At 68.3% G+C, this 26,707-nt stretch carries 25 protein-coding genes; 20 read left to right on the top strand and 5 right to left on the bottom strand.

Annotated elements, in window-relative coordinates; genetic code table 11:
- The first annotated feature begins 50 nt into the window (after window positions 1-50).
- The 8 genes from AB0O76_RS34875 to AB0O76_RS34840 all read left to right on the top strand — a co-directional run bounded on the left by AB0O76_RS34875 (window position 51) and on the right by AB0O76_RS34840 (window position 8,665).
- On the top strand, window positions 51-1,139 hold the full coding sequence (locus AB0O76_RS34875) for a polyprenyl synthetase family protein (RefSeq protein WP_365499832.1): 1,089 nt from the start codon (window positions 51-53) through the stop codon (window positions 1,137-1,139).
- Window positions 1,139-2,167, top strand: a complete 1,029-nt coding sequence (gene mvk, locus AB0O76_RS34870) for a mevalonate kinase (protein WP_365499829.1) — start codon at window positions 1,139-1,141, stop codon at window positions 2,165-2,167. Before AB0O76_RS34875 ends, mvk begins: the two co-directional genes overlap by 1 nt.
- On the top strand, window positions 2,157-3,206 hold the full coding sequence (gene mvaD / locus AB0O76_RS34865) for a diphosphomevalonate decarboxylase (protein WP_365499826.1): 1,050 nt from the start codon (window positions 2,157-2,159) through the stop codon (window positions 3,204-3,206). The genes mvk and mvaD overlap by 11 nt, the downstream gene beginning before the upstream one ends.
- Before the next feature lie 11 nt (window positions 3,207-3,217).
- Window positions 3,218-4,384 (top strand): phosphomevalonate kinase, encoded by a 1,167-nt coding sequence (locus tag AB0O76_RS34860; RefSeq protein ID WP_365499823.1) that lies wholly within the window; start codon window positions 3,218-3,220, stop codon window positions 4,382-4,384.
- A complete protein-coding gene (gene fni / locus AB0O76_RS34855) occupies window positions 4,381-5,472 on the top strand; it encodes a type 2 isopentenyl-diphosphate Delta-isomerase (protein WP_365499820.1) in 1,092 nt (363 codons plus the stop codon). Before AB0O76_RS34860 ends, fni begins: the two co-directional genes overlap by 4 nt.
- A complete protein-coding gene (locus tag AB0O76_RS34850) occupies window positions 5,469-6,533 on the top strand; it encodes a hydroxymethylglutaryl-CoA reductase (protein ID WP_365499817.1) in 1,065 nt (354 codons plus the stop codon). Before fni ends, AB0O76_RS34850 begins: the two co-directional genes overlap by 4 nt.
- Entirely contained in the window at window positions 6,533-7,708 is a 1,176-nt protein-coding gene (locus tag AB0O76_RS34845) for a hydroxymethylglutaryl-CoA synthase (RefSeq protein ID WP_365499814.1), read from the top strand. The genes AB0O76_RS34850 and AB0O76_RS34845 overlap by 1 nt, the downstream gene beginning before the upstream one ends.
- Before the next feature lie 84 nt (window positions 7,709-7,792).
- Window positions 7,793-8,665 carry an aromatic prenyltransferase gene (locus AB0O76_RS34840; protein ID WP_365499811.1) on the top strand — a complete coding sequence of 291 codons (873 nt, stop codon included), beginning with the start codon at window positions 7,793-7,795 and terminating at the stop codon, window positions 8,663-8,665.
- Between the two features lie 3 nt (window positions 8,666-8,668).
- Here the strand turns inward: AB0O76_RS34840 and AB0O76_RS34835 are convergent, their stop codons facing one another.
- The 4 genes from AB0O76_RS34835 to AB0O76_RS34820 form a co-directional block, all read right to left on the bottom strand.
- On the bottom strand, window positions 8,669-9,328 hold the full coding sequence (locus AB0O76_RS34835; RefSeq protein ID WP_365499808.1) for a response regulator transcription factor: 660 nt from the start codon (window positions 9,326-9,328) through the stop codon (window positions 8,669-8,671).
- A complete protein-coding gene (locus AB0O76_RS34830) occupies window positions 9,325-10,458 on the bottom strand; it encodes a histidine kinase (RefSeq protein ID WP_365499805.1) in 1,134 nt (377 codons plus the stop codon). Before AB0O76_RS34830 ends, AB0O76_RS34835 begins: the two co-directional genes overlap by 4 nt.
- An 87-nt stretch (window positions 10,459-10,545) precedes the next feature.
- On the bottom strand, window positions 10,546-10,884 hold the full coding sequence (locus tag AB0O76_RS34825; protein WP_365499802.1) for a DoxX family protein: 339 nt from the start codon (window positions 10,882-10,884) through the stop codon (window positions 10,546-10,548).
- A 115-nt stretch (window positions 10,885-10,999) separates the two neighbouring features.
- Window positions 11,000-12,970: an anthranilate synthase family protein gene (locus tag AB0O76_RS34820; RefSeq protein ID WP_365499799.1), complete on the bottom strand. Its 1,971-nt coding sequence runs from the start codon at window positions 12,968-12,970 to the stop codon at window positions 11,000-11,002.
- Window positions 12,971-13,179: 209 nt separating this feature from the next.
- Here AB0O76_RS34820 and AB0O76_RS34815 point away from each other — a divergent pair, with 209 nt between their 5' ends.
- The 9 genes from AB0O76_RS34815 (at window position 13,180) to AB0O76_RS34775 (ending at window position 22,048) form a co-directional block, all read left to right on the top strand.
- Window positions 13,180-14,463 carry an aspartate kinase gene (locus tag AB0O76_RS34815; protein ID WP_365499796.1) on the top strand — a complete coding sequence of 428 codons (1,284 nt, stop codon included), beginning with the start codon at window positions 13,180-13,182 and terminating at the stop codon, window positions 14,461-14,463.
- A 22-nt stretch (window positions 14,464-14,485) separates the two neighbouring features.
- Entirely contained in the window at window positions 14,486-15,313 is an 828-nt protein-coding gene (locus AB0O76_RS34810) for a 2-amino-3,7-dideoxy-D-threo-hept-6-ulosonate synthase (RefSeq protein WP_365499793.1), read from the top strand.
- Between the two features lie 73 nt (window positions 15,314-15,386).
- Window positions 15,387-16,490 (top strand): 3-dehydroquinate synthase II, encoded by a 1,104-nt coding sequence (locus AB0O76_RS34805; protein WP_365499790.1) that lies wholly within the window; start codon window positions 15,387-15,389, stop codon window positions 16,488-16,490.
- A 50-nt stretch (window positions 16,491-16,540) separates the two neighbouring features.
- Window positions 16,541-17,302, top strand: coding sequence for an amidohydrolase family protein (locus AB0O76_RS34800; RefSeq protein ID WP_365499787.1), 762 nt, complete (start codon window positions 16,541-16,543; stop codon window positions 17,300-17,302).
- The gene (locus AB0O76_RS34795) at window positions 17,299-18,615 is read left to right on the top strand and encodes an AMP-binding protein (RefSeq protein ID WP_365499785.1); all 1,317 of its coding nucleotides are present in this window, start codon (window positions 17,299-17,301) and stop codon (window positions 18,613-18,615) included. Before AB0O76_RS34800 ends, AB0O76_RS34795 begins: the two co-directional genes overlap by 4 nt.
- 15 nt (window positions 18,616-18,630) lie before the next feature.
- The gene (locus AB0O76_RS34790) at window positions 18,631-19,821 is read left to right on the top strand and encodes an FAD-dependent monooxygenase (RefSeq protein WP_365499782.1); all 1,191 of its coding nucleotides are present in this window, start codon (window positions 18,631-18,633) and stop codon (window positions 19,819-19,821) included.
- Entirely contained in the window at window positions 19,821-20,606 is a 786-nt protein-coding gene (locus AB0O76_RS34785; RefSeq protein ID WP_365499780.1) for a 2,3-dihydro-2,3-dihydroxybenzoate dehydrogenase, read from the top strand. Before AB0O76_RS34790 ends, AB0O76_RS34785 begins: the two co-directional genes overlap by 1 nt.
- Window positions 20,607-20,654: 48 nt before the next feature.
- Window positions 20,655-21,293: an isochorismatase family protein gene (locus tag AB0O76_RS34780; protein ID WP_365499777.1), complete on the top strand. Its 639-nt coding sequence runs from the start codon at window positions 20,655-20,657 to the stop codon at window positions 21,291-21,293.
- Window positions 21,294-21,346: 53 nt separating this feature from the next.
- A complete protein-coding gene (locus tag AB0O76_RS34775; protein WP_365499774.1) occupies window positions 21,347-22,048 on the top strand; it encodes an SDR family oxidoreductase in 702 nt (233 codons plus the stop codon).
- A gap of 2 nt (window positions 22,049-22,050) precedes the next feature.
- Here the strand turns inward: AB0O76_RS34775 and AB0O76_RS34770 are convergent, their stop codons facing one another.
- Window positions 22,051-22,791: a DUF6081 family protein gene (locus AB0O76_RS34770; RefSeq protein ID WP_365499771.1), complete on the bottom strand. Its 741-nt coding sequence runs from the start codon at window positions 22,789-22,791 to the stop codon at window positions 22,051-22,053.
- 201 nt (window positions 22,792-22,992) lie between these two features.
- On the opposite strand from AB0O76_RS34770, the gene AB0O76_RS34765 reads away from it, so the two are divergent.
- From AB0O76_RS34765 to AB0O76_RS34755, 3 genes are all read left to right on the top strand, one after another.
- Window positions 22,993-23,328, top strand: a complete 336-nt coding sequence (locus AB0O76_RS34765; protein WP_365499768.1) for a DUF485 domain-containing protein — start codon at window positions 22,993-22,995, stop codon at window positions 23,326-23,328.
- Entirely contained in the window at window positions 23,325-25,013 is a 1,689-nt protein-coding gene (locus AB0O76_RS34760; protein WP_365499765.1) for a Na+:solute symporter, read from the top strand. Before AB0O76_RS34765 ends, AB0O76_RS34760 begins: the two co-directional genes overlap by 4 nt.
- 63 nt (window positions 25,014-25,076) lie before the next feature.
- Window positions 25,077-26,678 carry an FAD-dependent monooxygenase gene (locus AB0O76_RS34755; RefSeq protein WP_365499762.1) on the top strand — a complete coding sequence of 534 codons (1,602 nt, stop codon included), beginning with the start codon at window positions 25,077-25,079 and terminating at the stop codon, window positions 26,676-26,678.
- The last annotated feature ends 29 nt before the right edge of the window (window positions 26,679-26,707 follow it).

The raw sequence follows: 26,707 nt of genomic DNA, 5'->3' as shown, positions 1-26,707 counted from the left end.
GAGATGCATGAGCACGAGATTGATCGCTGCTTTGATCGGGAGAAGAGAGCATGACTGTCAGCCATCTCGGGGCAGCCGTGGACACGGCTGCTGTCGAAGCCGTGATCAGGGGCTTCTTGGCCGAGCGCCGGGCCGAGCTCGACACGCTCGACCGGGATCTCGCGGCGACGGTCGCCGAGCTGGAGAGCTATGTGCTGCGCGGCGGCAAACGTATCCGGCCGGCCTTCGCCTGGCTCGGCTGGATCGGCGCCGGCGGTGATCAGCGAGATCCGGCAGCCGCGACGGTGCTGAGCGCCTGCGCGGGACTTGAGCTGCTGCATGCTTCGGCCCTGATCCACGACGACATCATTGACGCGTCCCGGACGCGCCGCGGCCATTCCGCCGCGCATGTGACCTTCGCCGAGCGGCATCGGCTGCGAAGCTTCTCCGGTGACTCCGACGCCTTCGGCACGGCCACCGCCATCCTGGTCGGAGACTTGGCTCAGGTATGGGCCGACGTCATGGTCCGCACGTCCGGGCTGTCGGTGGACGCGCAGCTCAGGGTCGAGCAGGTGTGGTCCTCGGTGCGCTCGGAGGTCCTGTACGGCCAGCTGCTCGACCTGGTCAACCAGGCGAGCGACGACGAAGGCATCGAGGCGGCCCTGCGCGTCAATCAGTACAAGACGGCCTCCTACACGGTGGAGCGCCCGCTCCAGTTCGGTGCCGCGATCGCGGGCGCGGGACCCGAACTCATGGCGACTTACCGGGCGTTCGGCGCTGACATCGGGATCGCCTTCCAGCTCCGTGACGACCTGCTCGGTGTGTTCGGCGACCCGAAGGTGACGGGCAAGCCGTCGGGTGACGATCTGCGCGAGGGCAAGCGAACGGTTCTGCTCGCGACGGCGCTCGAGTGCGCGGATGAATGCGACCCGGACGGGGCGAAATTCCTCCGGGCGACGATCGGCACCGACCTCTCGGGCGATGAGCTCGCCGCTGTACGGTCCCTGTTCGTCGACGTCGGCGCCGTCGACCGCATCGAGCGGCAGATCGCGCTCCGCACCGACCGGGCCATGGCCGTGCTTCAGGCGAGCGAAGCCACCGCCCCCGCCAAGGACCAGCTCGCCGCAATGGCGATCAAGGCGACACAGCGGGCGCACTGATGGCATCCACGAATCCGAGCACATACGCCGACCACGGAAGCCCCGAAGGTGATCCGGATGCCGGGCGTGGCAGGCTCGGTGTCGGACGCGCCCACGGCAAGGTCATCCTGCTGGGGGAGCACGCCGTCGTGTACGGCGCTCCGGCCCTGGCCATGCCGGTTTCGCAGCTCACGGCGACAGTGACCGTCAGGCGATGCTCATGTCCGGACGGCAGCGCGGACCAGCTCTCCTTCGCGGTGGCGGGATCAGGGGCCGCGCCGGTGACACCGCTCGCCACGGACGGACTGCGGCGCCTGGTGGCGGAGTTCAAAGAGAAGACCGGGGCCGTCGGCCGCGTGTGCGCGGGTGTGCTCGTCGACTGCGCGATCCCGCAGGGCCGCGGGCTCGGCTCCAGTGCCGCGTGCGCCCGGGCGGCCGTTCTGGCCTTCGCGGAACTCTTCGACCGTCGGCTCGACGCTAAGGAGGTGTTCGATCTGGTGCAGGCCTCGGAGACGCTGGCCCACGGCAGATCGAGTGGCATCGACGCGCTCGCCACGGGTGCGACGTACCCCATCCTCTTCCGTGCCGGCACCGCCCGTGAACTGCCCAGCCTCGACGGGGTGTGCGTCATCGCGGACAGCGGCGTCGGCGGCAGCACCAAGGACGCGGTGGAGATGGTGCGGCGCAAGTTCGAGCGCAACGCGGACGCACAGGCCGAGTTCGTGCGCCGGGTGTCGAGCCTGGCCCGAGGAGCCGCGGACGACCTCGCGCACGGCCGCTCCGGCGACTTCGGCGCGCGGCTGACCGAGAACCACAGGCTGCTCCGAGACCTCGGGCTCAGCACGGACCGCATCGACGCCCTGGTCGATGCCGCGCTCGCGGCCGGCGGCCTGGGCGCCAAAATCAGCGGCGGTGGGCTCGGAGGCTGCATGATCACGCTGGCCGGGGAGCCTCGGCAGGCACAGGACATAGTGCGCCGCCTGCACGAAGCGGGAGCGGCACAGACGTGGGTCGTGCCGATGGGGAGGTTCGCGCGTCATGGCGATTGACCGCAAGGCGGGCCCTGCCGGGCCGCGGGAGAGGGCCCTGGAGCGTGGCGCGACCGCTGTCGCCCACCCGAACATCGCCCTGATCAAGTACTGGGGCAAGAGCGACGAGCGACTCGTCATACCGTACGTCGACAGCCTGTCGATGACCTTGGACGTCTTCCCGACCGTCACCACTGTCCGGCTCACTCCTGGGGAGCCGTCCGACACCGTGAGCCTCGACGGCGCCCCCGCGGTGGGCGAGCCACTTCGGCGCGTCATCGACTTTCTGGAGCTGATACGGGAGTTGTCCGGGCGGATCGAACCGGCCGCCGTCGACACCCGCAACGCCGTCCCCACCGGAGCGGGCCTTGCGTCATCGGCGAGCGGCTTCGCCGCCCTGGCACTCGCGGGCGTGACCGCGTACGGCGTCGATCTCGATGCCACCGCGCTGTCGCGACTGGCCCGGCGCGGGTCCGCGTCGGCATCCCGGTCCGTCTTCGGCGGCTTTGCGCTGTGCCACGCGGGCCGGGGCATCGGCGCCGCCGCCGACCTTAGTTCCTACGCCGAGCCGGTGCCCGTCACGGACTTCGATCCCGCGCTGGTGATCGCGTTGGTCGACGCGGGCCCCAAGGCCGTGTCCAGCCGTGCCGCCATGCGGCGAACCGTCGAGACCTCGCCGCTCTACCAGGCGTGGACGATCTCCAGTAAGGGCGACCTGCTCGACATGCGGGCTGCGCTGCATCGGGGCGATCTCGAAGCGGTCGGCGAGATAGCCGAGCGGAACGCCCTCGGCATGCACGCGACGATGCTGGCCGCGAGGCCTGCCGTGCGCTACCTCTCGCCGGGCACGCTGGCCGTGCTCGACAGCGTCCTGCAGCTTCGGGCGGACGGCATACCCGCCTACGCGACCATGGACGCGGGACCGAACGTCAAGGTGCTCTGCCACCGCGCGCATGCCGACAGGGTGGCAGAAACGGTGAGTGGCGCCGCGCCGGGATGCTCGACGGTCATCGCCCGGCGTGGGCCGGGCGCCCGTCTGCGGGCGGAGGCCGAGGAGTGACCGGACCGCGCATGGTCAGCCGGCATGCGCCGGGCAAGCTGTTCATCGCCGGAGAGTACGCGGTTATCGAGCCAGGACACCCGGCGATCCTGGTGGCGGTCGACCGGCAGGTCGGCGTCACCGTCTCAGGAGCCGATGGTGTCGACGTCGTGATCGAATCCGACCTCGGCCCGGGCGAGACACGCATGCGGCGGAGTGACGGCGGGCTTGTCGGCATCGGCGCGGACGACGAACGACAGGCACGGCACAGCCTCACCCATGTGGTGTCGGCGATCGAAGTAGTCGACGCGCTGCTCGCCGAGCGCGGGCTGAGCGCGCCCCCGATGCACCTCTCGATCATGAGCCGCCTGCACCACGAAGGAACCAAGATCGGCCTGGGATCGAGCGGCGCGGTGACGGTCGCCGCAGTGGCCGCCGTGACCGCGTACTGCGGCATGGAAGTGTCGACCGACGCCCTCTTCCGCCTTGCCATGCTGGCGACGGTGCGGCGCGACCGCCGTTCCTCGGGCGGCGATCTCGCGGCGAGCGTCTGGGGCGGCTGGATCGCGTACCGAGCACCGGATCGGGCCGCCGTGCTCGAGATGGCGCGCCGCCGGGGCATCGAGGAGACGCTCCGCGCACCTTGGCCGGGCTTCGGGGTGCGACGGCTGCCGCCGCCCCGCGGTCTCGCACTGGAGGTGGGCTGGACCGGACAACCGGCAAGCACGGCTTCCCTTGCAGGACGCCTCGGTACGCGTGACTGGCAGGGCAGCTCGTCGCAACGGCGCTTCGTGGAGCGCAGCGACGCATGCGTGCGTGCCGCGATCCATGCGCTGGAGCGGGGATACGACGACGCATTGCTGTGCCAGATCCGAGCAGCTCGCCAGGTGCTCGCGGACCTGGACGACGAAGTCGGGCTCGGCATCTTCACCACCGAGCTGACAGCACTGTGCGACGCCGCCGAAGCAGTCGGCGGTGCGGCCAAACCCTCAGGCGCCGGGGGCGGCGACTGCGGCATCGCGTTCCTTGACGCCACCGCGGAGAAGGAGCGTTCGCGCCTGCGCGAGAAGTGGGCCGCCGCAGGGGTCCTTCCTCTGCCGATCCATGTCCAGCCGACGAAGCCCACGCAGCCGATGAAGCCGCAAGAGCCGACGATGCACGGGAAGCCCACGACGCCGACAGACGGGAGCGCGGAATGATCGCGCATCGCAAGGACGACCATGTCCGGTTCGCTGCCGAGCAGCAACGCCACCTCGGTGGCCACCACCAGTTCGACGACGTGTCCTTCGTCCATCACGCCCTGGCCGGCATCGACCGGCCCGATGTCTCCCTGGCCACGCGGTTCGGCGGCATCGAGTGGAAGGTCCCGCTGTACATCAACGCGATGACCGGCGGAAGCGAGATGACCGGTGCCATCAACCGGGATCTGGCGATCGCCGCCCGCGAGACGGGTGTCCCCATTGCGACGGGGTCCATGAGCGCGTACTTCGCCGACGCATCAGTGGCGGAGACCTTCAGCGTGATGCGCCTGGAGAATCCGGCCGGGTTCATCATGGCGAACGTCAACGCGAACGCCTCCGTCGAGAACGCGCGTCGGGCTGTCGACCTGTTGCAGGCAGACGCCTTGCAGATTCACCTCAATTCCCTTCAGGAAACGGTGATGGCAGAGGGCGACCGGTCGTTCTCCGCCTGGGGGCCGCAGATCGAGAAGATCGTCGCAGGCGTCGACGTCCCGGTGATCGTGAAGGAGGTCGGGTTCGGGCTGAGCCGCGAAACCGTTTTGATGCTCCGGGACATGGGGGTGCGCGTGGCCGATGTCGCAGGCCGTGGCGGCACCGATTTCGCCCGCATAGAGAACGACCGCCGGGATCGCGCCGACTACTCCTATCTCAACGGCTCGGGGCAATCCACCCCCGCATGCCTGCTGGACGCCCAGGATGCCGGAATCCCGGTCCTTGCCTCCGGCGGTGTCCGCAATCCGCTCGATGTGGCGCGCGGCCTCGCCCTCGGCGCATCCGCCGCCGGAGCGTCAGGACCGTTCCTCAAGACGGTGCTCGACGACGGCGTACCGGCTCTGATCTCGCGGATCTCTGAGTGGCTCGATCAGCTCGAAGCCCTGATGACCGTGCTCGGCGCGCGGACCCCGGCCGACCTGACCCGATGCGACGTACTCGTCCGGGGCGACCTGCGGGAATTCTGCGCCGACCGGGGAATCGAAACCCGTCGGCTCGCCACCCGCTCCCGCTCCCACGGCACCACTCACACGACGATTGGAAACTTCCGATGAACGAGACGCACGCAATCGCCGGTGTTCCCATGAGATGGGTGGGCCCCCTGAGGATGTCGGGAAACGTGGCGAGCACCGAGACGGAGGTCCCGCTCGCCACCTATGAGTCGCCACTGTGGCCCTCCGTCCGCCGGGGCGCGAAGCTGTCCATGATGGTCGAGAACGGTATCTCCGCCACTCTGGTCGACGACCGGATGACGCGCTCGGTGCTCGTCAAGGCTGACGACGCGCACAACGCGTATCTGGCGGCGCTGGACGTTGCCGCGCAGCTCGAAGAGTTGCGGGCGATCGTCCGCAAATGCAGCAGATTCACCGAGCTCGTCGCGCTCCGCCACGAGATCACGGCCAACTTGCTATTCCTCCGGTTCGAGTTCACCACCGGCGACGCCTCCGGGCACAACATGGCTACGCTGGCCGCCGATGCGCTCCTGACTCACATCCTGCAGAGCGTTCCGGGCATCACGTACGGCTCGATCTCGGGAAACTACTGCACGGACAAGAAGGCCACCGCGATCAACGGCATTCTGGGCCGAGGCAAGAACGTGGTCACTGAACTGCTCCTGCCACGCGACGTCGTTCATCGCTACCTGCATACGTCGGCTGCCGCGATAGCCGAATTGAACGTGAACAAGAACCTGATCGGCACCCTGCTCGCCGGTGGAATCCGCTCGGCCAACGCACATTACGCGAACATGCTGCTCGCCTTCTACCTCGCGACCGGCCAGGACGCGGCGAACATCGTCGAAGGCTCACAAGGCGTGACCGTGGCCGAGGATCGGGACGGCGACCTCTACTTCTCCTGCACCCTGCCGAACCTGATCGTGGGGTCGGTCGGCAACGGCAAGGGGCTCGATTTCGTCGAGGAGAACCTGACCCGCCTCGGCTGCCGGGCAGAGCGTGAACCCGGAGAGAACGCGCGCAGGCTCGCGGTCATCGCGGCCGCAACGGTGCTGTGCGGCGAGCTCTCGCTCCTTGCGGCGCAGACGAATCCCGGTGAACTGATGCGAGCCCACGTCCACCTGGAGCGCAAGAGCACGTCCACGACGGTCGGAGGCTGGTGATGTCCGAGGACGCCGCCATCGGAATTCACGACCTCTCGTTCGCGACGGCGCAGTTCGTCCTGACACACGCGACGCTGGCCGCCGAGAATGGCTATGACGTCGCCAAATATCACGCGGGCATCGGTCAGAGATCGATGAGCGTGCCCGCCGCCGACGAGGACATCGTGACCATGGCGGCCGCAGCTGCCGCGCCCGTCGTCGCGCGGCACGGCGCCGACCGGATCCGGACGGTCGTCTTCGCGACGGAGACGTCCGTCGATCAGGCGAAGGCGGCCGGGATACATGTCCATTCGCTGCTGGGGCTGCCGTCGGCCACCCGGGTCGTGGAACTCAAGCAGGCCTGCTACGCCGCGACGGCGGCTCTGCAGTTCGCGATCGGCCTCGTGCATCGCGACCGTGCGCAGCAGGTGCTTGTGATCGCCAGCGACGTCTCGAAGTACGAGCTGGGCAGTCCCGGTGAAGCGACCCAGGGCGCGGCCGCGGTGGCCATGCTCGTCAGCGCGGATCCCGCCCTGGTACGGATCGAGGACCCGTCGGGCGTGTACACCGCCGACATCATGGATTTCTGGCGGCCGAATTATCGCACCACCGCCCTCGTCGACGGGCGGGAGTCCGTTTCCGCGTATCTGCAAGCGGTGGAAGGCACGTGGAAGGACTACACCGAGCAAGGCGGCCGCGCGTTGGGCGAGTTCGGCGCCTTCTGCTACCACCAGCCGTTCACGAAGATGGCGTACAAGGCGCACCGGCACCTGCTCCAGCACTGCGGGCACAACACCGGCGCGGGTGAGATCGCGCGCTTCATCGGGCACACGACGACGTACAACACCGAAATCGGAAACAGCTATACCGCCTCGATGTATCTGGGTCTTGCCTCATTGCTGGACAACGCCGACGATCTGACCGGCCAGGCCGTCGGCTTTCTCAGCTACGGGTCCGGCAGCGTCGCGGAGTTCTTCGCCGGCACCGTCGTCCCGGGTTACCGCGCGCATCTGCGATCAGAAGTGCATCGCGCCGCGATCGCACGGCGCCAGGACATCGACTACGCCAAGTACCGCGAACTGCACGAGCGATCCTTTCCGGCCGACGGTGCAGACCATCCCGTGGAGCGAGAGACCGCGGGGCCATACCGGCTTGCCGGACTCTCCGGGCACAAGCGGATCTATGAGCCGCGCTAGCCCTCTGCGGCATCTGTCCCGGCTCGCTCTTCAAAGACCAGGCACAGCACCACACTTGGAGGATCAATGTCTGAAACCGCTGAAGTGGCAGAACTCTATGCGGTCCTTAGGGAATCCGCGCGCCAGCTGGGCGTGCCCTGCGCGCGGGACACGGTCCTGCCTGTTCTTACCGCGTACGAGGACGCACTCGCGCACGACGCGACCGTCGTCGCCTTCAGGGTCGCCACCGGTGTGCGCCACGTGGGAGAGCTCGACTGCCGCTTCACGACGCATCCCAAGGACCGGGACCCGTACGCCTTCGCCCTGTCGAAGGGTCTCACCGCGCAGACGGAGCACCCGGTCGGGTCCCTGCTCTCGGAGATCCAGGGACAGTGCCCCATCGACAGTTACGGCATCGACTTCGGAGTCGTCGGCGGCTTCAAGAAGGTCTACGCGTTCTTCACGCCGGACGACCTGCAGGACCTGTCGAAGGTGGCCGGCCTGCCGTCCATGCCGCGCAGCCTGGCCGACAACGCCGACTTCTTCGCCAGCCATGGCCTTGCCGATCGCGTTGGCGTGATCGGGATCGACTACCCCCACCGAACGGTGAACATCTACTTCAACGACGTACCCTCGGAATGCTTCAAGGCGAAGACCATCACGTCGATGCTCGGCGAGATGGGAATGGCGGAACCGAGCGAGCAGATGCTCGGCCTGAGCCAGGAGGCGTTCGGGCTCTACGCCACCCTGAACTGGAACTCCTCGCAGATCGAGCGGATCTGCTACGCCGTGACCACCACGGATCTGACCTCGCTCCCCGTGCAGATCGAGCCGGAGATCGAGCGGTTCGTGCGCAGCGTTCCTTACGGCGGCGACGACCGGAAGTTCGTCTACGGAGTCGCATCGTCCCCCGAAGGGGAGTACTACAAGATCGAGTCCCACTACAAGTGGCAGCCGGGGGCGATGGACTTCATCTGAGCATCAGCGATTGCGTGGTGACACCAGGCCCGACTCGTATGCGAGGACCACGAGTTGGGCGCGGTCGCGGGCCTGGAGCTTGTTCATGGCCCGGTTGACGTGGGTCTTCGCGGTCAACGGGCTGATCACCATGCTGTCGGCGATCTCTTCGTTGGACAGGCCCTGCGCGACCAGGGTGACTGCCTCGCGTTCACGGTTGGTCAATTCCGCAAGGCCGGTGGCCTGAGTGCTCAGCGGCTGCGCGACATACCGGTTGATCAGCATCTTGGTGATCGAGGGCGCGAGCAGCGCGTCACCGCGCGCGGCGACGCGCACCGCGTGCAGCAGGTCGTCAGGCACAATGTCCTTGACGAGAAACCCCGCGGCGCCGGCGCGCAGCGCGTTGAAGACGTTCTCGTCCAGGCCGTAGTTGGTCAGGATGACGACGCGCATCTGGGTCAGGCCCGGATCCGCCGCGACCTCCCGGGTCGTCTCGATGCCGTCCATGACGGGCATCGAGATGTCGACGAGGGCGAGGTCGGGCAGATGCTCACGGGCGAGGGTCAGGCCCTCCTTGCCGTTGGCGGCCTCGGCCACCACCTCGATGTCGTCCTCCGCGTCGAGCAGCGCGCGGAAACCGCTGCGCAGGAGCGGCTGGTCGTCGACCAGCAGGACACGGATCATGAAATCCTCGCCACGGGGAGTTCGGCCTGGACGGTGAATCCGCCCTCGGTTCGCGGTTCCGCGCGCAGCTGTCCGCCCAGGGCGGTGACGCGCTCACGCATACCCAACAGCCCTACGCCGGGCGCCGATGCGGAGCCCGGCTTGGCCGTCCCGTCGTCGTCGACCTGGATGGAGAGGGCGCCTGGAAGGTAGTAGATCCGGATCGACGCGGTCGCGGCCGCCGCGTGGCGTGCGGTGTTGGTGAGTGACTCCTGGACGATCCGGTAGGCGGTCCGGTCCACGGCGTCCGGCACGTCGTGGCGTTGTCCCTCGATCGTCAGCGTCGTCTTCAGGCCGATCCCGTGGGCCCGCTGCACCAGATCCGGGAGGTGGTCGAGGCCGTGTGACGGCGGTTGGGCGGTGTCGTCGCGCAGCGTCTCCAGCGTCGCCCGCAGTTCCCGGGTCGCCTCACGGCCCGCCTCCTGGATCGCCAGGAGCGCCTCCGGCACTTGCTCGCCCCGCTTGCGGGCCAGGTGGACGGCGACTTCGGACTGCACCTTCACGATCGAAATCTGGTGGGTGAGCGAATCATGCAACTCCCGTGCGATGTGCAGCCGTTCCTCGGTCGCGCGAAGCCGTGCGGTCTCCTCACGGGTGCGTTCGGCTTCGTCCGCCCGGCGCTCGGCCTGCCGCAGCGCTTCGCCCGCGGCTCCGGCGGCGACCAGCCAGGCGATCTCCAGGACGCCGCGCGCCTGTGCCAGCGCTTCGGACGTCGCCCCGTCCGCCGGGGAGGCAAGGACGGCCAGCGGCAGAATGATCAGCAGGGCCAAGGAGGTCAGCACGGTGAACAGACGGTGCCCCTCGCGCACGGCGGCGTACACCGCGAACAGGTAGGCGACGGCGGGCACCTCGAAGCCGGCCGCGTTGTACCCCACCACGCACAGCCCGGTGACGACCAGGACGGGCAGGGGAATCCGGCGACGGCCGATCAGCGCCAGGCCGCTCGCCGCCACAAGCGCGTAGCCGAGCGAGCTGAGATCCTTGGCTGAGTGATCCTCGGCGAGGGCGGTGACAAGGAGTGTCGCCGCCACGCCGAACGCGATCACCCAGTCCTTGGTCTGGGCCCAGACTCTGGACAGTCCTGTGGTCATAAGCGCACCTTAGCCGGAGCTTGCCGCGAAGGAGTCGTGCTCTGGGACGAAGGGCCCACTACCGCACGCGCAGTAATTTCGCGGCGTCTACTGCCCCTGCGGCAACAGGGCCTTGGTGCGCTCGCGGCGCCCCCACGCGACCGTGGTGCTGAGCACGAGCAGGATCACGGCCAGGAGCGAGAAGGCGTCGATGACGAGGTTGGTGATCACCGCACCGACCATCAGGCTGACCAGGCCAAGCGCGGCGAGCCCGACCAGGCGCGGCACGAGGAGCCCGATCACGCCGAGCACCTCGAGGGTGCCGACGAAGTACCTGAGCCACTGGCCGGCGCCGATCTGATCGAAGGCCTCGACCATCGCTTCCGCGCCGGCGAGCTTCGCTGAGCCGGCCGCCAGGAACACGATGACCAGGAGGGCGTGGGACACCCACAACGTGATGCCCCCGGCCCGCCCCCGTCTGCCAGCCGCTGATCTCAACTGCCCGGTCATCAAAGCCTCCAGTTCTGTTCCTGATGGATTTCGCCCGGGCCCAGGGTCGGGCTCAGACCGGACTCCCCACTAGCAGCGAGGAGAGCAGACCGCCGAGTATCTGCGGGCCGTGCTGGGTGAGTACGGATTCGAGATGGAATTGCACGGACTGAAATCCCGTGCCGCGCAGGGCGTGCACTTCACCCGTCCGGGGATCCCGGCTGATGTCTATGGGCTTGCGCCGGCCGGTGCCGGGAATGAAGTCGTTTTCGGTGCGGGCGGCGTAGGTGTTGTAGAAACCCACGAGTTCGGGACGGTCGAACAGGTCGACCTGTTTCTGTACGCCTTGGTTGGGGACTGTGCGCCGGATGATGTCGAGACCGAGCTCATCGGCGAGTATCTGGTGGGCCAGGCAGATGGAGAGGAAGGGGACGCTGCCCGCGAGCAGGTCACGGGTGAGTGCGCGGAGCCTGTTCATACGGGGGTCCGCGGTGTCGCGGGGGTCGCCGGGGCCGGGGCCGACAATGACGATGTCGTATCCCTGCCGGGGCATCGGCTCGTCGTGGCGCGTGATCGTGGTCCGCAGCCCGAGGGCGCGCAGCTGATGCCCGAGCATTCCCGTGAACGTGTCTTCGTTGTCGACGACTAGCACACGCCGTCCCGCAAGGGCCGGGTCCGGCCCGCTTCCGTGAGCCCCGTCGAGCCAGAAGCGCGAGAGCGTGGTGTTGCGGGACGCCAGGGCCTGGCGCACCCGGGGGTGGGCGGCCGGTGACGTGTGCGCTCCCATGGCCGGTGACGTGTGCGCACCCGTCGGGGTGGGCGCGCCGTCGGCGTGACCGTTTTCCTGCGTAAGGCCGAGTGCCTTGAGCACGCCTGCGGCCTTGGCCCGGGTCTCGGCCACCTCGGAATCGGGGTGGGAGTCCCGGACGAGTGAGGCGCCGACGCCCAGGCGCAGCCGTCCTTCACCGTCGACCTCGGCGGTCCTGATCATGATCGCCGAGTCGAGTGTGCGGCTGCCCGCCGCGTCGTGGCCGATCAATGCGAGGACGCCGCCGTAGTACCCGCGGCCCGTCGTCTCATGGCGGCGGATGACCCGGAAGGCATTCTCGAGAGGGCTGCCGGTGACGGTCGGTGCGAGCAGGGTTTCGCGCAACACGGCGCGTACGTCGAGATCGCTGTGGCCGGTCAGGACGTATTCGGAGTGGGTCAGACGCGCCATTTCCTTGAGGAACGGTCCGTGCACCCGGCCGCCGGTGGAGCACATGCGGGCCATCATTTTCAGTTCCTCGTCGACGACCATATAGAGCTCGTTGGCCTCTTTAGGGTCGTTCAGGAAATCCAGGAGCCCGGATACCTCCGGGCCCGTCCCGGGGTGCCGGTACGTGCCGCTGATGGGATTCATCGACACGATCCCGTCGGCGGACCTGCTGACATGCCGTTCCGGCGATGCGCCGATGAACGTTGCCGCGCCGGTGTGGAACAGGAAGGTCCAGTACGACCCGAGTTCACCGGTGAGGAGTCGCCGGAAGACGGCGAGTTCTGTAGGGACCGAGTGGTCGTCGAGCCGCGCGGTGAACGAACGTCTGATGACGAAGTTGGATCCGGCGCCCTGCCCTATCTCGTCGCCGAGGACCCGCTCGACGATTGCCGCGTACTCCTCGTCGCTGATGTCGAATCCGGAGTCGGACACCCGCACGTTCTGCTCGGGCAGGCCCATCAGTGCCTGCTCGACGGTGAGTTCGGTCTGCTCGTGGACGTGCATGGCGAGCAGGGGCGCCCGGTCGTCGAGGCACTCGAAGCCGCGCTCGGTGATCTGCCGGTACGGCACCGCCACGAGCAGATCGTGTCGCGCGCCGCCTGACGGGGGGTCGGGCAGGGGCAGTTCGGCGAGCGTGTCCACGGCGCAGACCTCGCCGGTCAGGACCTCTACGAGCGCGTTCTGCGCGGAGCCCGGCCGGTAGATCAGGGCGAAGGGACGCCCGTCCGCGCCGAGGTGGGCCAGCGCGTTCGGGGGGTCGGCCGTGCTCGAATCCGTCCCGTTCATTTAGCTCCCCTTTGCGTGAGACCAGAACACCCCCTGGATACTGCGCGGCGAAAGCGTCGCACAATGGCGTGCGAACGCCATCGCGTGTTTCCGGTAACGGCCGCGCCCGTATGGCGTGAACAACTGAATTCAGGTGCACTACTCGCGCAGGTAGTGGGCGGTCGGGTGCGGCGCAATTACTGTCGTGGCATACCGGTTCGACGAGAGCGGTGAAAACGACTGTGGATGTGCTGGTCCAAAAATATGGCGGTACCTCTTTGCAGACGCTTGAATGCGTTCACCGCGCCGCCCTGCGCATCGCGGAGGCGCGACGCGGCGGATCGTCCGTGGCCGTGGTCGTCTCGGCCCGAGGCGGCCGAACAGATGATCTGCTGCGCCTTGCAGCGGACGTCGGAGCCTCGGCGCCCTCCCGGGAACTGGATCAGTTGCTGGCCGTCGGCGAATGCGAGTCGGCGGCGTTGATGGGCCTCGCCCTGAACGGACTTGGGGTGCCGGCGGTCTCGCTCACTGGTCACCAAGCCGGGATCAGGACCACCGACCGGCATGGCGACGCACTCATCGCGAGGATCGGAGCGGCACGGGTGAAGGCGGCTCTCGACGGCGGCAAGGTCGCTGTGGTCGCCGGATTCCAGGGGGTCGACAACGCGGGTGACATCGCCACGCTCGGGCGCGGCGGCTCCGACACGACCGCGGTGGCACTCGCGGCCGAACTCGAGGCGTCGACCTGCGAGATCTACACCGACGTGGACGGCGTCTACAGCGCCGATCCCCGCATCCTGCCCGCGGCCCGCTGCCTGCCGTGGATCGATCCCGGCGTCATGGCGGAGATGGCATTCGCGGGCGCAAGGATCCTGCACTCCCGTTGCATCGAACTGGCCGCTATGGAAGGGGTCGAATTGCGTGTCCGCAGCGCGTCATCACAGGCGCCGGGAACGGTCGTCGCGGAAGCGCGGGACGGCCGCCCGCTGGAGACCCGGCGGGCCGTCGTGGCGGTCACGCACGACACCGACGTCGCCCGCGTCCTGGTGCACTGTCACGACATTCACCGGGACCTGGCTCCCGACGTGTTCGAGGTGCTGGCCGCCGAGGGAACGGTCGTCGACCTGGTCGCCAGGTCAGGGCCTCACGAAAGCGAGTTCCGCATGGGGTTCACGATCCGCCGCAGTCAGGCAGACCCCGTGCGGGCCGCGCTGCACAAGCTGACTGCGGGCTTCGGTGGAGGCGTGCAACTCGACGAGAACGTCGGCAAGGTCTCGGTGGCCGGGATGGGGCTGCTCAGCCGCCCCGAGTACACGGCCAGGCTCATGGCGGCCCTTGCCGCGGCGGGGATTCCCACGAGCTGGATGTCCACGTCCCAGATGCGGCTTTCCGTGATCGTGCCGCGTGAACGCACCGTCGACGCCGTCGAGACCCTGCACCGCGAGTTTCAGTTGGACCGGCATGAGCCGACCGGCGTCACGTCCGCGAACTCCGGACGCTGCGCCACCGTTTGAGGTTTGAGAGAGGCAGGACACAGTGGCTGCTGTACACAATGCTTCGTTCGCTCGCGATCTCCGCCTGCGACGCCTGTTCCGGCACGGCGACGGGCGCCTGTTCGTCGTGCCGCTCGATCACTCCGTCACCGACGGACCGCTGCCCCGCGGCGATCTCAACTCACTGCTCGGGGAGCTCGCAGGCACGGGTGTCGACGCTGTGGTGCTGCACAAGGGCAGCCTGCGCCATGTCGACCACGGCTGGTTCGCGGACATGTCCCTGATCATGCATCTGAACGCGAGCACGCGGCACGCTCCGGATCCGGACGCGAAGTATCTCGTCGCCCACGTGGAGGAGGGGCTGCGCCTGGGCGCCGACGCCGTCAGCGTGCACGTCAACATGGGGTCACACCAGGAGGCACGGCAGATCGCGGATCTGGCGGCCGTGGCGGGGGAGTGCGAGCGCTGGAACGTCCCGCTGCTCGCCATGGTGTACGCCCGCGGGCCGCAGATCCCCGACTCGCGGGCGCCGGAGCTTGTGGCGCACGCCGCGTCACTGGCCGCCGACCTCGGGGCCGATGTCGTCAAGACCGACTACGCGGGCACACCCGAGCAGATGGCCGATGTGGTGGCCGCCTGCCCGATCCCCGTCATCGTGGCCGGCGGCCCCCGCTCGGCGGAGACCGACATGGTCCTCGCCCATGTGTCGGGCGCGCTGCGCGGCGGCGCTGCCGGTGTGGCCATGGGCCGCAACGTCTTCGAGTCCGACAAGCCCGGCTGGATGGCGACTTCCATCGCACGCCTGGTGCACGAATCACGGCACGTCCCGGACAGGGACGGCGTCGACAACTGCCTTGCCCTCATGTCCTGAGACGTTCCCACCTTCTGCCTTCTGCGCTCTGCCTTCCGCTCTGTGCTTTCTGCTTTCTGCCGAGGAGATACCTGTGAAGCTGTGCTGGCTGGACATCCGTAACGCCAACGGCGCCAAGGAAGCCATCGTCGAGGAAGCCGTCCACCAGCGGGTGGACGCCATCGTGGCGTCAGATCCGGCTGACCTGGAGACGCTTCCCCCGACGGTCAAGAAGGTTCTGTTCCCGCAGAATCAGGCGCTGCCGGAGAAGCTGGAACCCGCCGACCTGGTCATAGTCGACCCGGCCCGCCACGGCGAGCCCGCCGAACTGGCGACGCTGCACCCCGGCGTGGAGTTCGGCAGGTACGTGGAGATCTCGGATGCCGACAGCCTGGAGGACGCCTGCCGAGCGGCTCGCCTGGACAAGTGGAGCCTGCTGTACTTCCGGGACCCCACCAAGATCCCGCTGGAGATCGTGCTTGCCGCCGCGGCCGGAGCGGACGGAAGCATCATCACGCAGGTGGCCGACGTCGAGGAGGGAGAGATCGTCTTCGGCGTCCTCGAGCACGGATCCGACGGCGTGATGCTCGCGCCCCGCACCGTGGGGGAGGCCACCGAACTGCGGGAAGCCGCCGTCAGCAAGGCGGCGGACCTGGATCTGGTGGAGCTGGAGGTCATCGGCATCCGGCGGGTGGGGATGGGCGAGCGGGCGTGCGTCGACACGTGCACCAACTTCCGGCTCGACGAGGGCATACTCGTCGGCTCGCACTCCACCGGCATGATCCTTTGCTGCAGCGAGACCCACCCGCTTCCGTACATGCCGACCCGGCCGTTCCGGGTCAACGCCGGTGCGCTGCACTCGTACACGCTCTCCGCCGAGGGACGCACCAACTACCTCAGTGAACTCGTCTCCGGCGGCAGGGTGCTCGCCGTCGACGCGCAGGGCAAGTCGCGAGTCGTCACTGTGGGCCGGGTCAAGATCGAGACGCGTCCGCTCCTTGCGATCGACCTGGTATCGACCTCGGGCGTGAAGGTCAACCTCATCGTCCAGGACGACTGGCACGTACGGGTGCTCGGCCCGGGCGGCACGGTCCTGAACGTCACGGACCTGACGGCGGGCACGAAGGTGCTCGGGTATCTGCCGGCCGAGCAGCGGCACGTCGGCTACCCGATCGACGAGTTCTGCATCGAGAAGTGAGCGACGGCCGTGAGGGGAAACGAGCGGTGGCCGGACGAGCGGTGAGCGGGATGCCCGCACAACCCGTCCTCGACTTCCATGTACGCCTTGCTCCCCGGCCGGGAGCCGACGAGCGGCTCTTGTCGACGTTGGACGACTGCGGCCTGGTGCGGGCGGTGGTGTGTGCGGGCGGCACCATCGACCTGGACCGCCTGGCCCGCCAGCTCGTCGAGGGCGGGCACGTCAAGACCGATGCCGACAACGACGCGGTGCTCGACGCGTGTTCGGGCACCGACGGGCGACTGGTGCCGTTCTTCTTCGCCAATCCGCACAGCCCGTCGCGGGAGTACCGGGCCAGGGCCGCCGAGTTCCGCGGCCTGGAGATCTCGCCCGCCGTCCACGGGGTCGACCTGACCGATCCGCGGGTCGTGGAACTCGTCGGTGTGGCCGCCGAGTTCGGACATCCCGTATACGTCGTGTGCCTGACCCGCCGTGGAGCGGGCGTGGGCGACCTGGTCGCCCTGGCCCGCAGGTTCCCGCAGGTGAACTTCGTACTCGGGCACAGCGGCATCGGCAACATCGACTTCTACGCCCTGACGCTGATTCGGGACGAGCCCAACATCCTGCTTGAGACGTCCGGCGGCTACACATGCGTGGCCGACGCGGCGCTGACCCGCCTCGGCGCCGAACGGGTGGTGTTCGGCTCGGAGTATCCGCTGCAGCACCCGACCGTGGAGCTGGCCAAGTTCGAGGCGTTGAAAGTACCGCCCGAGCAGTGGCGGCAAATCGCCTGGGACAACGCGCACCGACTGCTAGGAGAGGAAAAGCCGTGAACGACGCGACCTCGGGTCTGCCTCAACTCGGCCAGTGGAAGGGACCGGAGGACCTCCGGCTCCTCCAGGAGAAGCAGCTGCGGCAGACCGTCGCCTGGGCGGCCCGTTCGCCGTTCTACCGCGAGCGCCTCGACGCGGCGGCCCTGCCCACGACCGCCGCCGACCTCGCCACGCTGCCGCTGACCACCAAGCAGGACCTGCGGGACAACTACCCCTACGGAATGCTCGCCGTACCCAAGGAACGCCTGGCCACCTACCACGAGTCGAGCGGGACAGCGGGCCATCCCACGCCCTCGTACTACACGGAGGAGGACTGGGTCGATCTGGCCGAGCGCTTCGCCCGCAAGTGGATCGGGATATCAGCCGACGACACCTTGCTGGTGCGCACGCCGTACGCGCTGCTCCTCACGGGGCATCTCGCGCACGCCGCGGGTCGGTTGCACGGAGCCACCGTGGTGCCCGGTGACAACCGCTCGCTCGCCATGCCGTACGCCCGTGTGGTCCGGGTCATGCACGACCTGGAGGTCTCGCTGACCTGGTCGGTGCCGACCGAATGCCTCATCTGGGCCGCCGCGGCGAAGGTGGCAGGGCACCGGCCCGGCGCCGACTTCCCCGGGCTGCGCGCGCTGTTCGTTGGCGGCGAGCCGCTCACCACCGCCCGCCGCAACCGGATCAGCAGACTCTGGGGAGTGCCCGTCATCGAGGAGTACGGCTCCACGGAGACCGGCAGTCTCGCCGGGGAGTGCGAGCACGGCCGGATGCATCTGTGGGCCGACCGGGCCCTGTTCGAGGTGTACGACCCGAAGACCGGCACCGTCAGCACGGAGGGCGAGGGCGAGCTCGTCGTCACGCCGCTGTTCCGCGAGGCCATGCCCCTGCTGCGCTACAACCTCGAGGACAACGTGTCCGTTTCCTACGACGACTGCCCATGCGGGTGGGGCCTGCCCACGGTGCGGGTGCTCGGCAGGGCGGCGTTCGGCCATCAGGTCGGCGGCGCGACGATCACCCAGCACAAGCTGGAGGAGCTCGTCTTCTCTTTGCCGGACTCCTACGAGGTGCTGTTCTGGCGGGCGAGGGCGGAGTCGACGGTCCTGCGTATCGAGATCGAGGTGCCCGACGAACACCGGACGGCCGCGCTGGAGGAGCTTTCCGCCTCGGTGCACGCCGTACTCGGTGTCGACAGCGAGGTCGTCGGCCTCGCCCCGGGGACGCTGATACCGCACGAGGCCTTGACCGCCATGCCCGACGTGGTCAAGCCGCGCAGCCTGTTCGGGCCCGACGAGGACTGGGGCAAAGCGCTCCTCTACTACTGAGGAGGGACGACAGACATGCCGCAGATGAGGGTCGCCGTGGCCGGAGGCGGAATCGCCGGCCTTGTCCTCGCCGTCGCGCTGCGCCGGGCGGGAATTGACTGCCATATCTACGAGCAGGCGGGGCGCCTGACCGAGGTCGGTGCCGGGGTACAGGTGGCGCCCAACGCCAGCCGGCTGCTGCGCCGCATCGGCCTGCGCGACCGCCTGCGCAGCATCGCGGTCGCACCGGAGGCCATCGAGATGCGCCGCTGGGACGACGGCGCGTTGCTGCAGCGTACCGAGCTGGGTGAGATGTGCCGCCGCCGCTTCGGGGCGCCGTACTACACCGTGCACCGCGCGGACCTGCACGGCGGCTTGCTCGCGCTCCTTCCCCCCGACCGCGTGCACCTCGGGGCCCGTTGCGTCGACGTGAAGCAGGACGGGGAGGGGGCCCAGCTGCACCTGTCGGACGGCACGGTCGTCGCGGCCGATCTGGTCGTGGGCGCCGACGGCATCCACTCGCTCGTACGGCAGCAGATCGTGGCCGACCGGCCGCGCTATTCCGGGCAGACGATCTACCGGGGCCTGGTGCCGGCCGAACGAGTGCCCCATCTGCTCGACGAGCCTTGTGTGCGGTTGTGGTTCGGGCCGGACAAGCACTGCGTCGCCTACCCGGTGTCCGCCGGACGCCAGGTCAGCTTCGGCGCGACCGTCGCCTCATCGGACTGGCGTGAGGAGTCCTGGTCGGCGCGGGGTGACGTCGCAGAGGTCGCGGCCGCGTACAAGGGCTGGCACCCGGACGTCGTGCGGCTGATCGATGTGGCGGAGACGGTCAGCAGATGGGCGCTGCACGATCGCGACGACATCGACCGGCTCAGCTCGGGACGGGTGACCGTCATCGGCGACGCCGCGCACCCCATGCTGCCGTTCCAGGCGCAGGGAGCGAACCAGGCGATCGAGGACGCCGTCGTGCTGGCGTCCTGTCTGGCCTACGCGGGCGGTGGCGGCCTGAGCGCCGCCCTGCGTCGCTACGAACGGATCCGTCTTCCCCGCGTCACACGGATTCAGCGCCAGTCCCGTGCCAACGCCAAGACGTTCCACCTGGCCGACGGGGACGAGCAGCACAACCGCGACACCGAAGCCCGGACCTCATCGGGGCTCGACCATCACCAGTGGCTGTTCGGATACGACGCCGAGGAAGCCGCGACGGCCGGCAGGAGCGCATGATGGAACTGACAGGAATCGACTCGGCGGTCGCCCTGGTCACCGGGGCGGCGCAGGGCATCGGAGCCGCCGTGGCGGGCACCTTGGCGGCCGCGGGAGCGCAAGTAGCGGCCGTGGACCGCAACGCCGAGGGGCTCGCCACCGTCGTGACCAAACTCGAGGCCGAAGGCTTGTCGGCGCGCGGCTACTCGGCTGACGTGTGCGACAGCGGGGCGGTGGAGGCGCTCGTGCGGCGCGTCGAGGACGAGCTCGGGCCCATCGGCATCCTTGTCAACGCGGCCGGTGTCCTGCACACCGGCAGGGTGGTCGAGTTGTCGGACCGGGACTGGAACGAGGTCCTCTCGGTCAATGCGGGCGGCGTGTTCAACGTGTCCCGCGCGGTGGCCCGGTGGATGATCAACCGCCGCCGCGGCACGATCGTGACCGTGGCGTCCAACGCCGCCGGGGTGCCGCGCGTGGAGATGGCGGCGTACGCCGCGTCGAAGGCAGCGTCCGCCCAGTTCACCCGGTGCCTGGGTCTTGAGCTTTCCGACTTCGGCATCCGGTGCAACGTCGTCTCGCCCGGCTCGACCGACACGCCCATGCTGCGCTCGATGCACGGCGAGGACGGCGATCCTCGGCAGGCCATCGAGGGCTCACCGGCCGCGTACCGCGTCGGCATTCCGCTGCGGAAGCTGGCCCAGCCACGGGACGTGGCCGAGGCGGTCGCGTACCTCGTGTCCGACCAGGCAGGCCACATCACGATGCACGACCTGTACGTCGATGGCGGCGCGGCCCTGCACGTCTGACGGCATCGCACCGTCCGACGTGATCGCACGCAAACAGGAGGCAGAACCATGGCCATGACCCCGATCAAGCCCTACCGCATGCCCGGAGACGGCGATCTGCCGGGTGCGGCGGCGCCGTGGTCCCCGCATGCGGACCGGGCCGTTGTCCTTGTGCACGACATGCAGCGGTACTTCCTGCGCGCTTTCCCGGCCGGGCAGTCGCCGCTGACCGACCTGGTCGCCAACGTCGCGAAGCTGCTCGCCTCCGCGCGTGCCGCCGGCGTACCAGTGATGTACACGGCACAGCCGGGCGGCATGAGCCGCGAGGACCGCGGGCTGCTGCACGACCTGTGGGGCCCCGGCATGGGCACCGAGGAAGCGGACCGCGGGATTGACCACGACGTGGCCCCCGAGCCGGGTGACACGGTTCTGACCAAGTGGCGCTACAGCGCGTTCTACCGGAGCGACCTGGAGGAACGGCTGCGCAGAGCGGGACGTGACCAGCTCATCGTGTGCGGTGTCTACGCGCACATGGGGTGCCTGATCACTGCCTGCGACGCGTTCAGCCGCGACATCCAGCCGTTCCTCGTGGCGGATGCCCTGGCCGACCTGACGCTCGACGACCATCTCATGGCACTTCGGTACGCGGCGGATCGTTGCGCGGTGCCGCTGTCCCTGGCCGATGTGATGGCCGAGCTCGATACCTGACCCGACCCCGCGATACCTGATCCGTTGATTGTTGATCGAGAAGGAGTTAGTCAATGTCCGAGCGCAGTCATGTTGTTGTCATAGGTGGTACGTCGGGGCTCGGGCGGCATTTCGCCGAGGCGTGCGCCGCGCGAGGAAGCGATGTGGTCATCACCGGACGCTCGGAGGAGCGGACCAAGACCATCGCCGCCGAGATCGGCGGTCGGGTCCGCGGACTCGCCCTTGACCTGAGCGAACCGGAACGGATCGTGGAGGGGCTGGCCGATGTGCAACGCGTCGATCAGCTGGTGATCGGGGCGCTCGACCGCGACTACAACACGGTGCGCGACTACCGTCCGGCGGACGCAGCGCGCCTGCTGACCGTGAAGCTCGTCGGCTACACCACGGTCCTGCACGCGCTCGCCCCGCGGATGACCGACGACAGCGCGGCCGTACTGCTCGGCGGCCTGGCAAGCCACCGGCCCTACCCCGGCTCGACGAGCGTGACGACCGCCAACGGAGGCATCACCGCGCTGGTGAGAACGCTGGCGGTCGAACTCTCCCCGATCCGGGTCAATGCCCTGCACCCGACCATCGTCTCCGACTCGTCGTTCTGGGACGACAAGCCCGAGGCACGCGAAGCCGCCGCGACGCGTGCGCTCACCCGGCGCCCTGTGACGATGCAGGACTGCACCGAGGCGATCACGTTCCTCCTAGAGAATCGCGCGATCAACGCGGTGAACCTGAACCTGAGCGGCGGAGACGTGCTCATCTGAGTTCATCTGACGCTCGACGTCACCCGCCAGGGCCCCCAACGGCCGGTCGCGCCCTGCCCGTGCTCCCGCTCCGCTCGTGTGTAGCGGGAGAGATCACGGGCCGAGAACAGGGCCATGCCGGCGTTAAAGCCCGTCACCGGCGCCGGAAGCCGTGCCCAGTAGACGACCTGGCCGTCGACCCGCCATTCGGCCTCCGACGTCTCGGCCCGGTAGGAGATCGAGTAGCGGTGCTCACGCCCCGGCTCGGTCGGCACCTCCGAGACCACCCGGTGGATGTAGTGCTCGTGCGGCTCTGTGACGCCCGGCATTACCAGGCGTTCAACCAGCGCGTATACGCAGTCGTTGGTCGCGGCGGCATTGAGCACGACACCGGTGTCCAGGTCGAAGAGGTTGACCGTGCCGAAGGCGTCGAGGAGGTCGTGGGGGACCTGGCCGAAGGTCCGCACCGCCATGTCGACCTCGAACGTGAGCTGTCCCGTCGGCGGCACGAGGAAGCGCCGCACCGACCGGTACATCTGCTTGGCGTTGTTCTGCCTCGGGTCCGTGTCGTGGAAGCGGGTGAAGGGGTTGACGGTCAGCTCGAACCGCCCGTCGCCGGTCCGCACTTGAGCGTTGCGGTCCTGGTAGTGGCGCGTCTTGCCGTCAGCCCCCGTTGTCGCCATGACCGACCATCGGGCGGGGTCCAGCCCGCCGCTCGTGAAGTCGTCGTACGTCCACGCGTTCTTCTCCGGTGCCGAAGTCATTCGGCCACCATCGGCCGCCGGGCCTTCACGGACCATCACACGTTCACGCGGTTCGGCCCGGAGCGCCACGCCATTTCGCCACTACAGGGCTGTAACCCCGTGAATGGGCCATGCCCGCGCGGGGGTTGCTGTCCGAGACTGCCGTACTGATCGTCACGCCACGACGTCGTGATCGCGACGTCCTCACCAGGAGGAGGTGTCATGGCCACGACGAACTCGCTAGCGGACGATGACCGCTATGTCGCCGTACATGACAGCGCCCAGTTCAAGGCCCTGCGTCGACAATCGAATGCCTTCATCCTCTGGGCGAGTGTCGTCTTCTTCGGGTGGTGGTTCACCGGATGCGCGCTCGCCACCTTCGCACCGGACTTCTTCCGGCAGGGGATCGGCGGCCCCATGAACGTGGGCCTGCTGTTCGTCCTGCTGTCGTTCGCCTTCGTGGTGGTGATCTCCGCGGTCTACCTGCGATACGCCCGTATGCGTCTTGATCCCCTCAGTGAGCAGATCCGGGCTGACCTGGAAGGAGATCCCCGATGATCGTTCTCGCCGACCCGCCACCTCCGGTCGACAACACCTGGGCAGCGCCCGGGGTGGCCATCCCCCTCACCATCGTCGTCGCCGTTCTGGTGTTCTTCCTGGTGAAGGCGGCGCGTGGCAGCACGGACTCCTCGGACGACTTCCTGCTCGCCGGCCGGAAGATCGGCGCCGGCCAGAACGCGATCGCGCTGGCCTCCGCGCCGCTTATGTACTCGACCATGTTCATCATCACCGGCCACATCGCGCTGAGCGGCTACGACGCCGTTCTCCTCCTTACGGCCTTCACGATGTCCATGATGCTCGGGTTGCTGATCTTCGCCTCGCCCATGCGCAACTTGGGCATACGCACCCTGGGTGACCTGTTCGCGATGCGGGCCCGCGAACGGCCGGCGCGGATCGCGTCGGCCGTTGTCACCCTGCTGATATACGCCATGTTTACGATCATCAACATGGCCGCGATCGCCTTCATCTTCAACCGGTGGTTCGGCCTCGACGCCCTCGTGCTCCTGGCCCTCATGGTCGTCCTCGTCGGCCTGGCCACCGTGCTGTACGTGTACGTGGGAGGCATGCACGGAGTCACCAGGATCCTGCTGTTCAAGGCGGCCATGGCCTTCGCCGTCGTGGCCGTGCTGACCACGATGGTCCTCGCCAAGTTCGACATGAACCCCATCACCCTGCTCGAACAGGCCGAGGCCAACGCCGCTGCGCACAAGGGCGGTTACGACCTGCTGGGACCCGGCCGCCTGTTCGGTGAGGGCTCCGACCGGTGGGTCCACCTGTCGAAGCTCTTCTGTATCGTCGTCGGAGTCGCGGCGATCCCGTTCCTCTTCATGCGCAACTTCGCGGTGACCAGCGGGAAGGACGCCCGTCGCTCGGCCGGCTGGGCATCCATGATCGTCGTGGGATTCTTCCTGTGCATGTCCGTCGTCGGTCTCGGCGCCGTCGCGGTGCTCGGCGGCGACAACATCGGCATCATCAAGCCCCACCGTGACATCAGCCTGCCCAAGCTCGCGGACGACCTCGGAGGGCAGGTGATGGTCGGCACGCTCGCTGTGATCGCGGTCCTTTCGATCGTCGGAGTCTTCGCGGCTCTGCTGATCAGCGCGGTGACATCCGTCACCAGGGACATCAACGTGGTGCGCGGACGGCAACTTGGCCCGGACGCAGAACTGAAGGCCATCCGGCGCAACGTGGCGGTCATCGGTATCGCCTCCGTCCTCGGAGGTGTCGCGATGCTGCCGGTGCGGACCCACATCTTCATTCCGACGTCGATCGACGTGGCGGGCGCCGCGGTCCTGCCCGCGGTCGTCTACGCGCTGTTCTGGCGGCGCTTCAACACGTCCGGGCTGCTGTGGACGGTCTACGGCGGAATCGCCGTGACCCTGTTCATGGTCGTGTTCTCCAATGGAGTATCGGCCGAGGACGACGCCATCTTCGCCGACCTCGACTTCCACTTCGTCGACATCGAACCGGGACTCATCTCAGTGCCGGTCGGCTTCCTCCTTGGTTACATCGGCACGCTCCTCAGCAAGGAGCGCAACGACGCTGGCTTCGCCGAGGTGCAGGTACGTGCCCTGACGGGCGCTATCCCCGCTCGGGAGACCGCCCTGCCCATCGGAGGCGCGGGCATACCCGGTCAGGCGAAGCGCGATCCGGAGAGCCGGACGCCCAGCGAAGCGCACTGAACAAACCGTGAATGGTGTGGGGCGGTCGTCGAACCGCCCCACACCCTTGGGGAGGCACACATCGTGGATCCGGCACCCGTACTGATCGTGGGCGCGGGCCCCGTCGGCATGGTCACCGCTCTGGCGCTCGCCCGGCAGGGTGTTCACTGCGTTCTGGCCGACCAGGACTTCGAGACGTCAGTTCATCCGAAGCTCGACTACGTCAATTCCCGCAGTATGGAATTCTTTCGGCAGTTGGGCCTCGCTGACGACGTGCGGTCCGCCGGCGTCGGAACCGAGCACCGGGCCGACGTGATCTGGTCGACCGGCCTCGCCGGTGAGCCGATCACCACATGGGGGCTTCCCTCGGTAGCCGAGGAGCGGCGACGCATCGCCGAGCACAACGACGGCACCCGCCCCGCCGAGCCCGGCCAGCGGATCTCACAGATCGAGCTTGAGCTGGTCCTGCGGGCCCACTGCCAGCGCAACCAGTTCATCGATCTGCGCTGCGGCCTTCGGTTCGATTCCCTCACCCAGGATGACGACGTGGTGACGAGCCACCTCGCAGACGTGATGACCGACGCTCCGGTCCTGATTCGATCCCGGTACGTGATCGGGTGCGACGGCGCGTCGAGTCAGGTCCGCGAGGCGGTGGGCATCGGCCAGGAGGGCTTCGGCGTAACCGGGTTGCCCAGCGCCTTCATGGTCCATTTCAAGAGCCGAGACCTGACGACCCTGCACCGGCACGGACCGTTCTGGCACTACTTCGCCTTCAGGTACATCATCATCGCCCAGGATGAGGTCGACACCTGGACCGTGCACGTCAACGGCATGGATCCGGCCGAATTCGACACGCCTCCCGCCGATCCCGCGGCCTTCCTGCTCGACACGATGCAGGTGGACCTGAAGATCGACAAGGTGCTTCTGACATCGCGTTGGCGCCCCGGCTTCGTGATTGCGGACCGCTACCGCGCCGGACGGGTCCTCCTTGCCGGCGACTCCGCTCATCGCATGTTCCCGACTGGCGCCTACGGAATGAACACGGGCATCGGCGATGCGATCGACGCGGCCTGGAAGATCGCCGCCCTCGTGAAGGGCTTCGGCGGCCCCGGTCTGCTCGACAGCTACGAGACCGAACGCCACCCCGTGGGCCTGCGCAACATGCACACGTCACACCGGCACCTGGGCATTCACCTCCAGGCGGGGCAACTCCTGCGCGAGGGAGGCTCGATAGAGGCCGTCGCGTCTTTCCTCGAGGATGAGCGGGGCGAGAACGAGTACACGGGCATCGAGCTGGGCTACCGCTACAACGACTCGCCCGTCGTCTGCCACGAAGACGCGCCCGAGCCCCCGTGGAGCCCCCGGGAGTACACGCCGACGACCTGGCCCGGAGCCCGCCCGCCCAGCCTTCTCATCGAGGACGGGACATCGATTTACGACCGCTTCGCCCCGTCGTCCTTCACTCTCGTCGACTTCGCCGGAGACGGCAGCGCCGACGCGCTCCTCGAAGAGGCGGCCGCTCAAGGACTGCCGGTCAGCCACGCCGTGGTGAGCGACGCTGGCGCCCGGCAGATGTGGGAACGCGACCTGGTTCTTCTCAGGCCCGACCATCACGTGGCCTGGCGCGGGGACGGGTCCGACCCGAACCCGGCTGCGGTGATCCGACACGTACGAGGCGCTCGGTGAGGTGACGCCGCGGCTTCGGTCGAGCGGGC

This window comes from Streptomyces sp. NPDC086554 (assembly GCF_040686095.1).
Taxonomy (GTDB): domain Bacteria; phylum Actinomycetota; class Actinomycetes; order Streptomycetales; family Streptomycetaceae; genus Streptomyces.
This window is presented reverse-complemented; position numbering and strand designations above follow the sequence as displayed.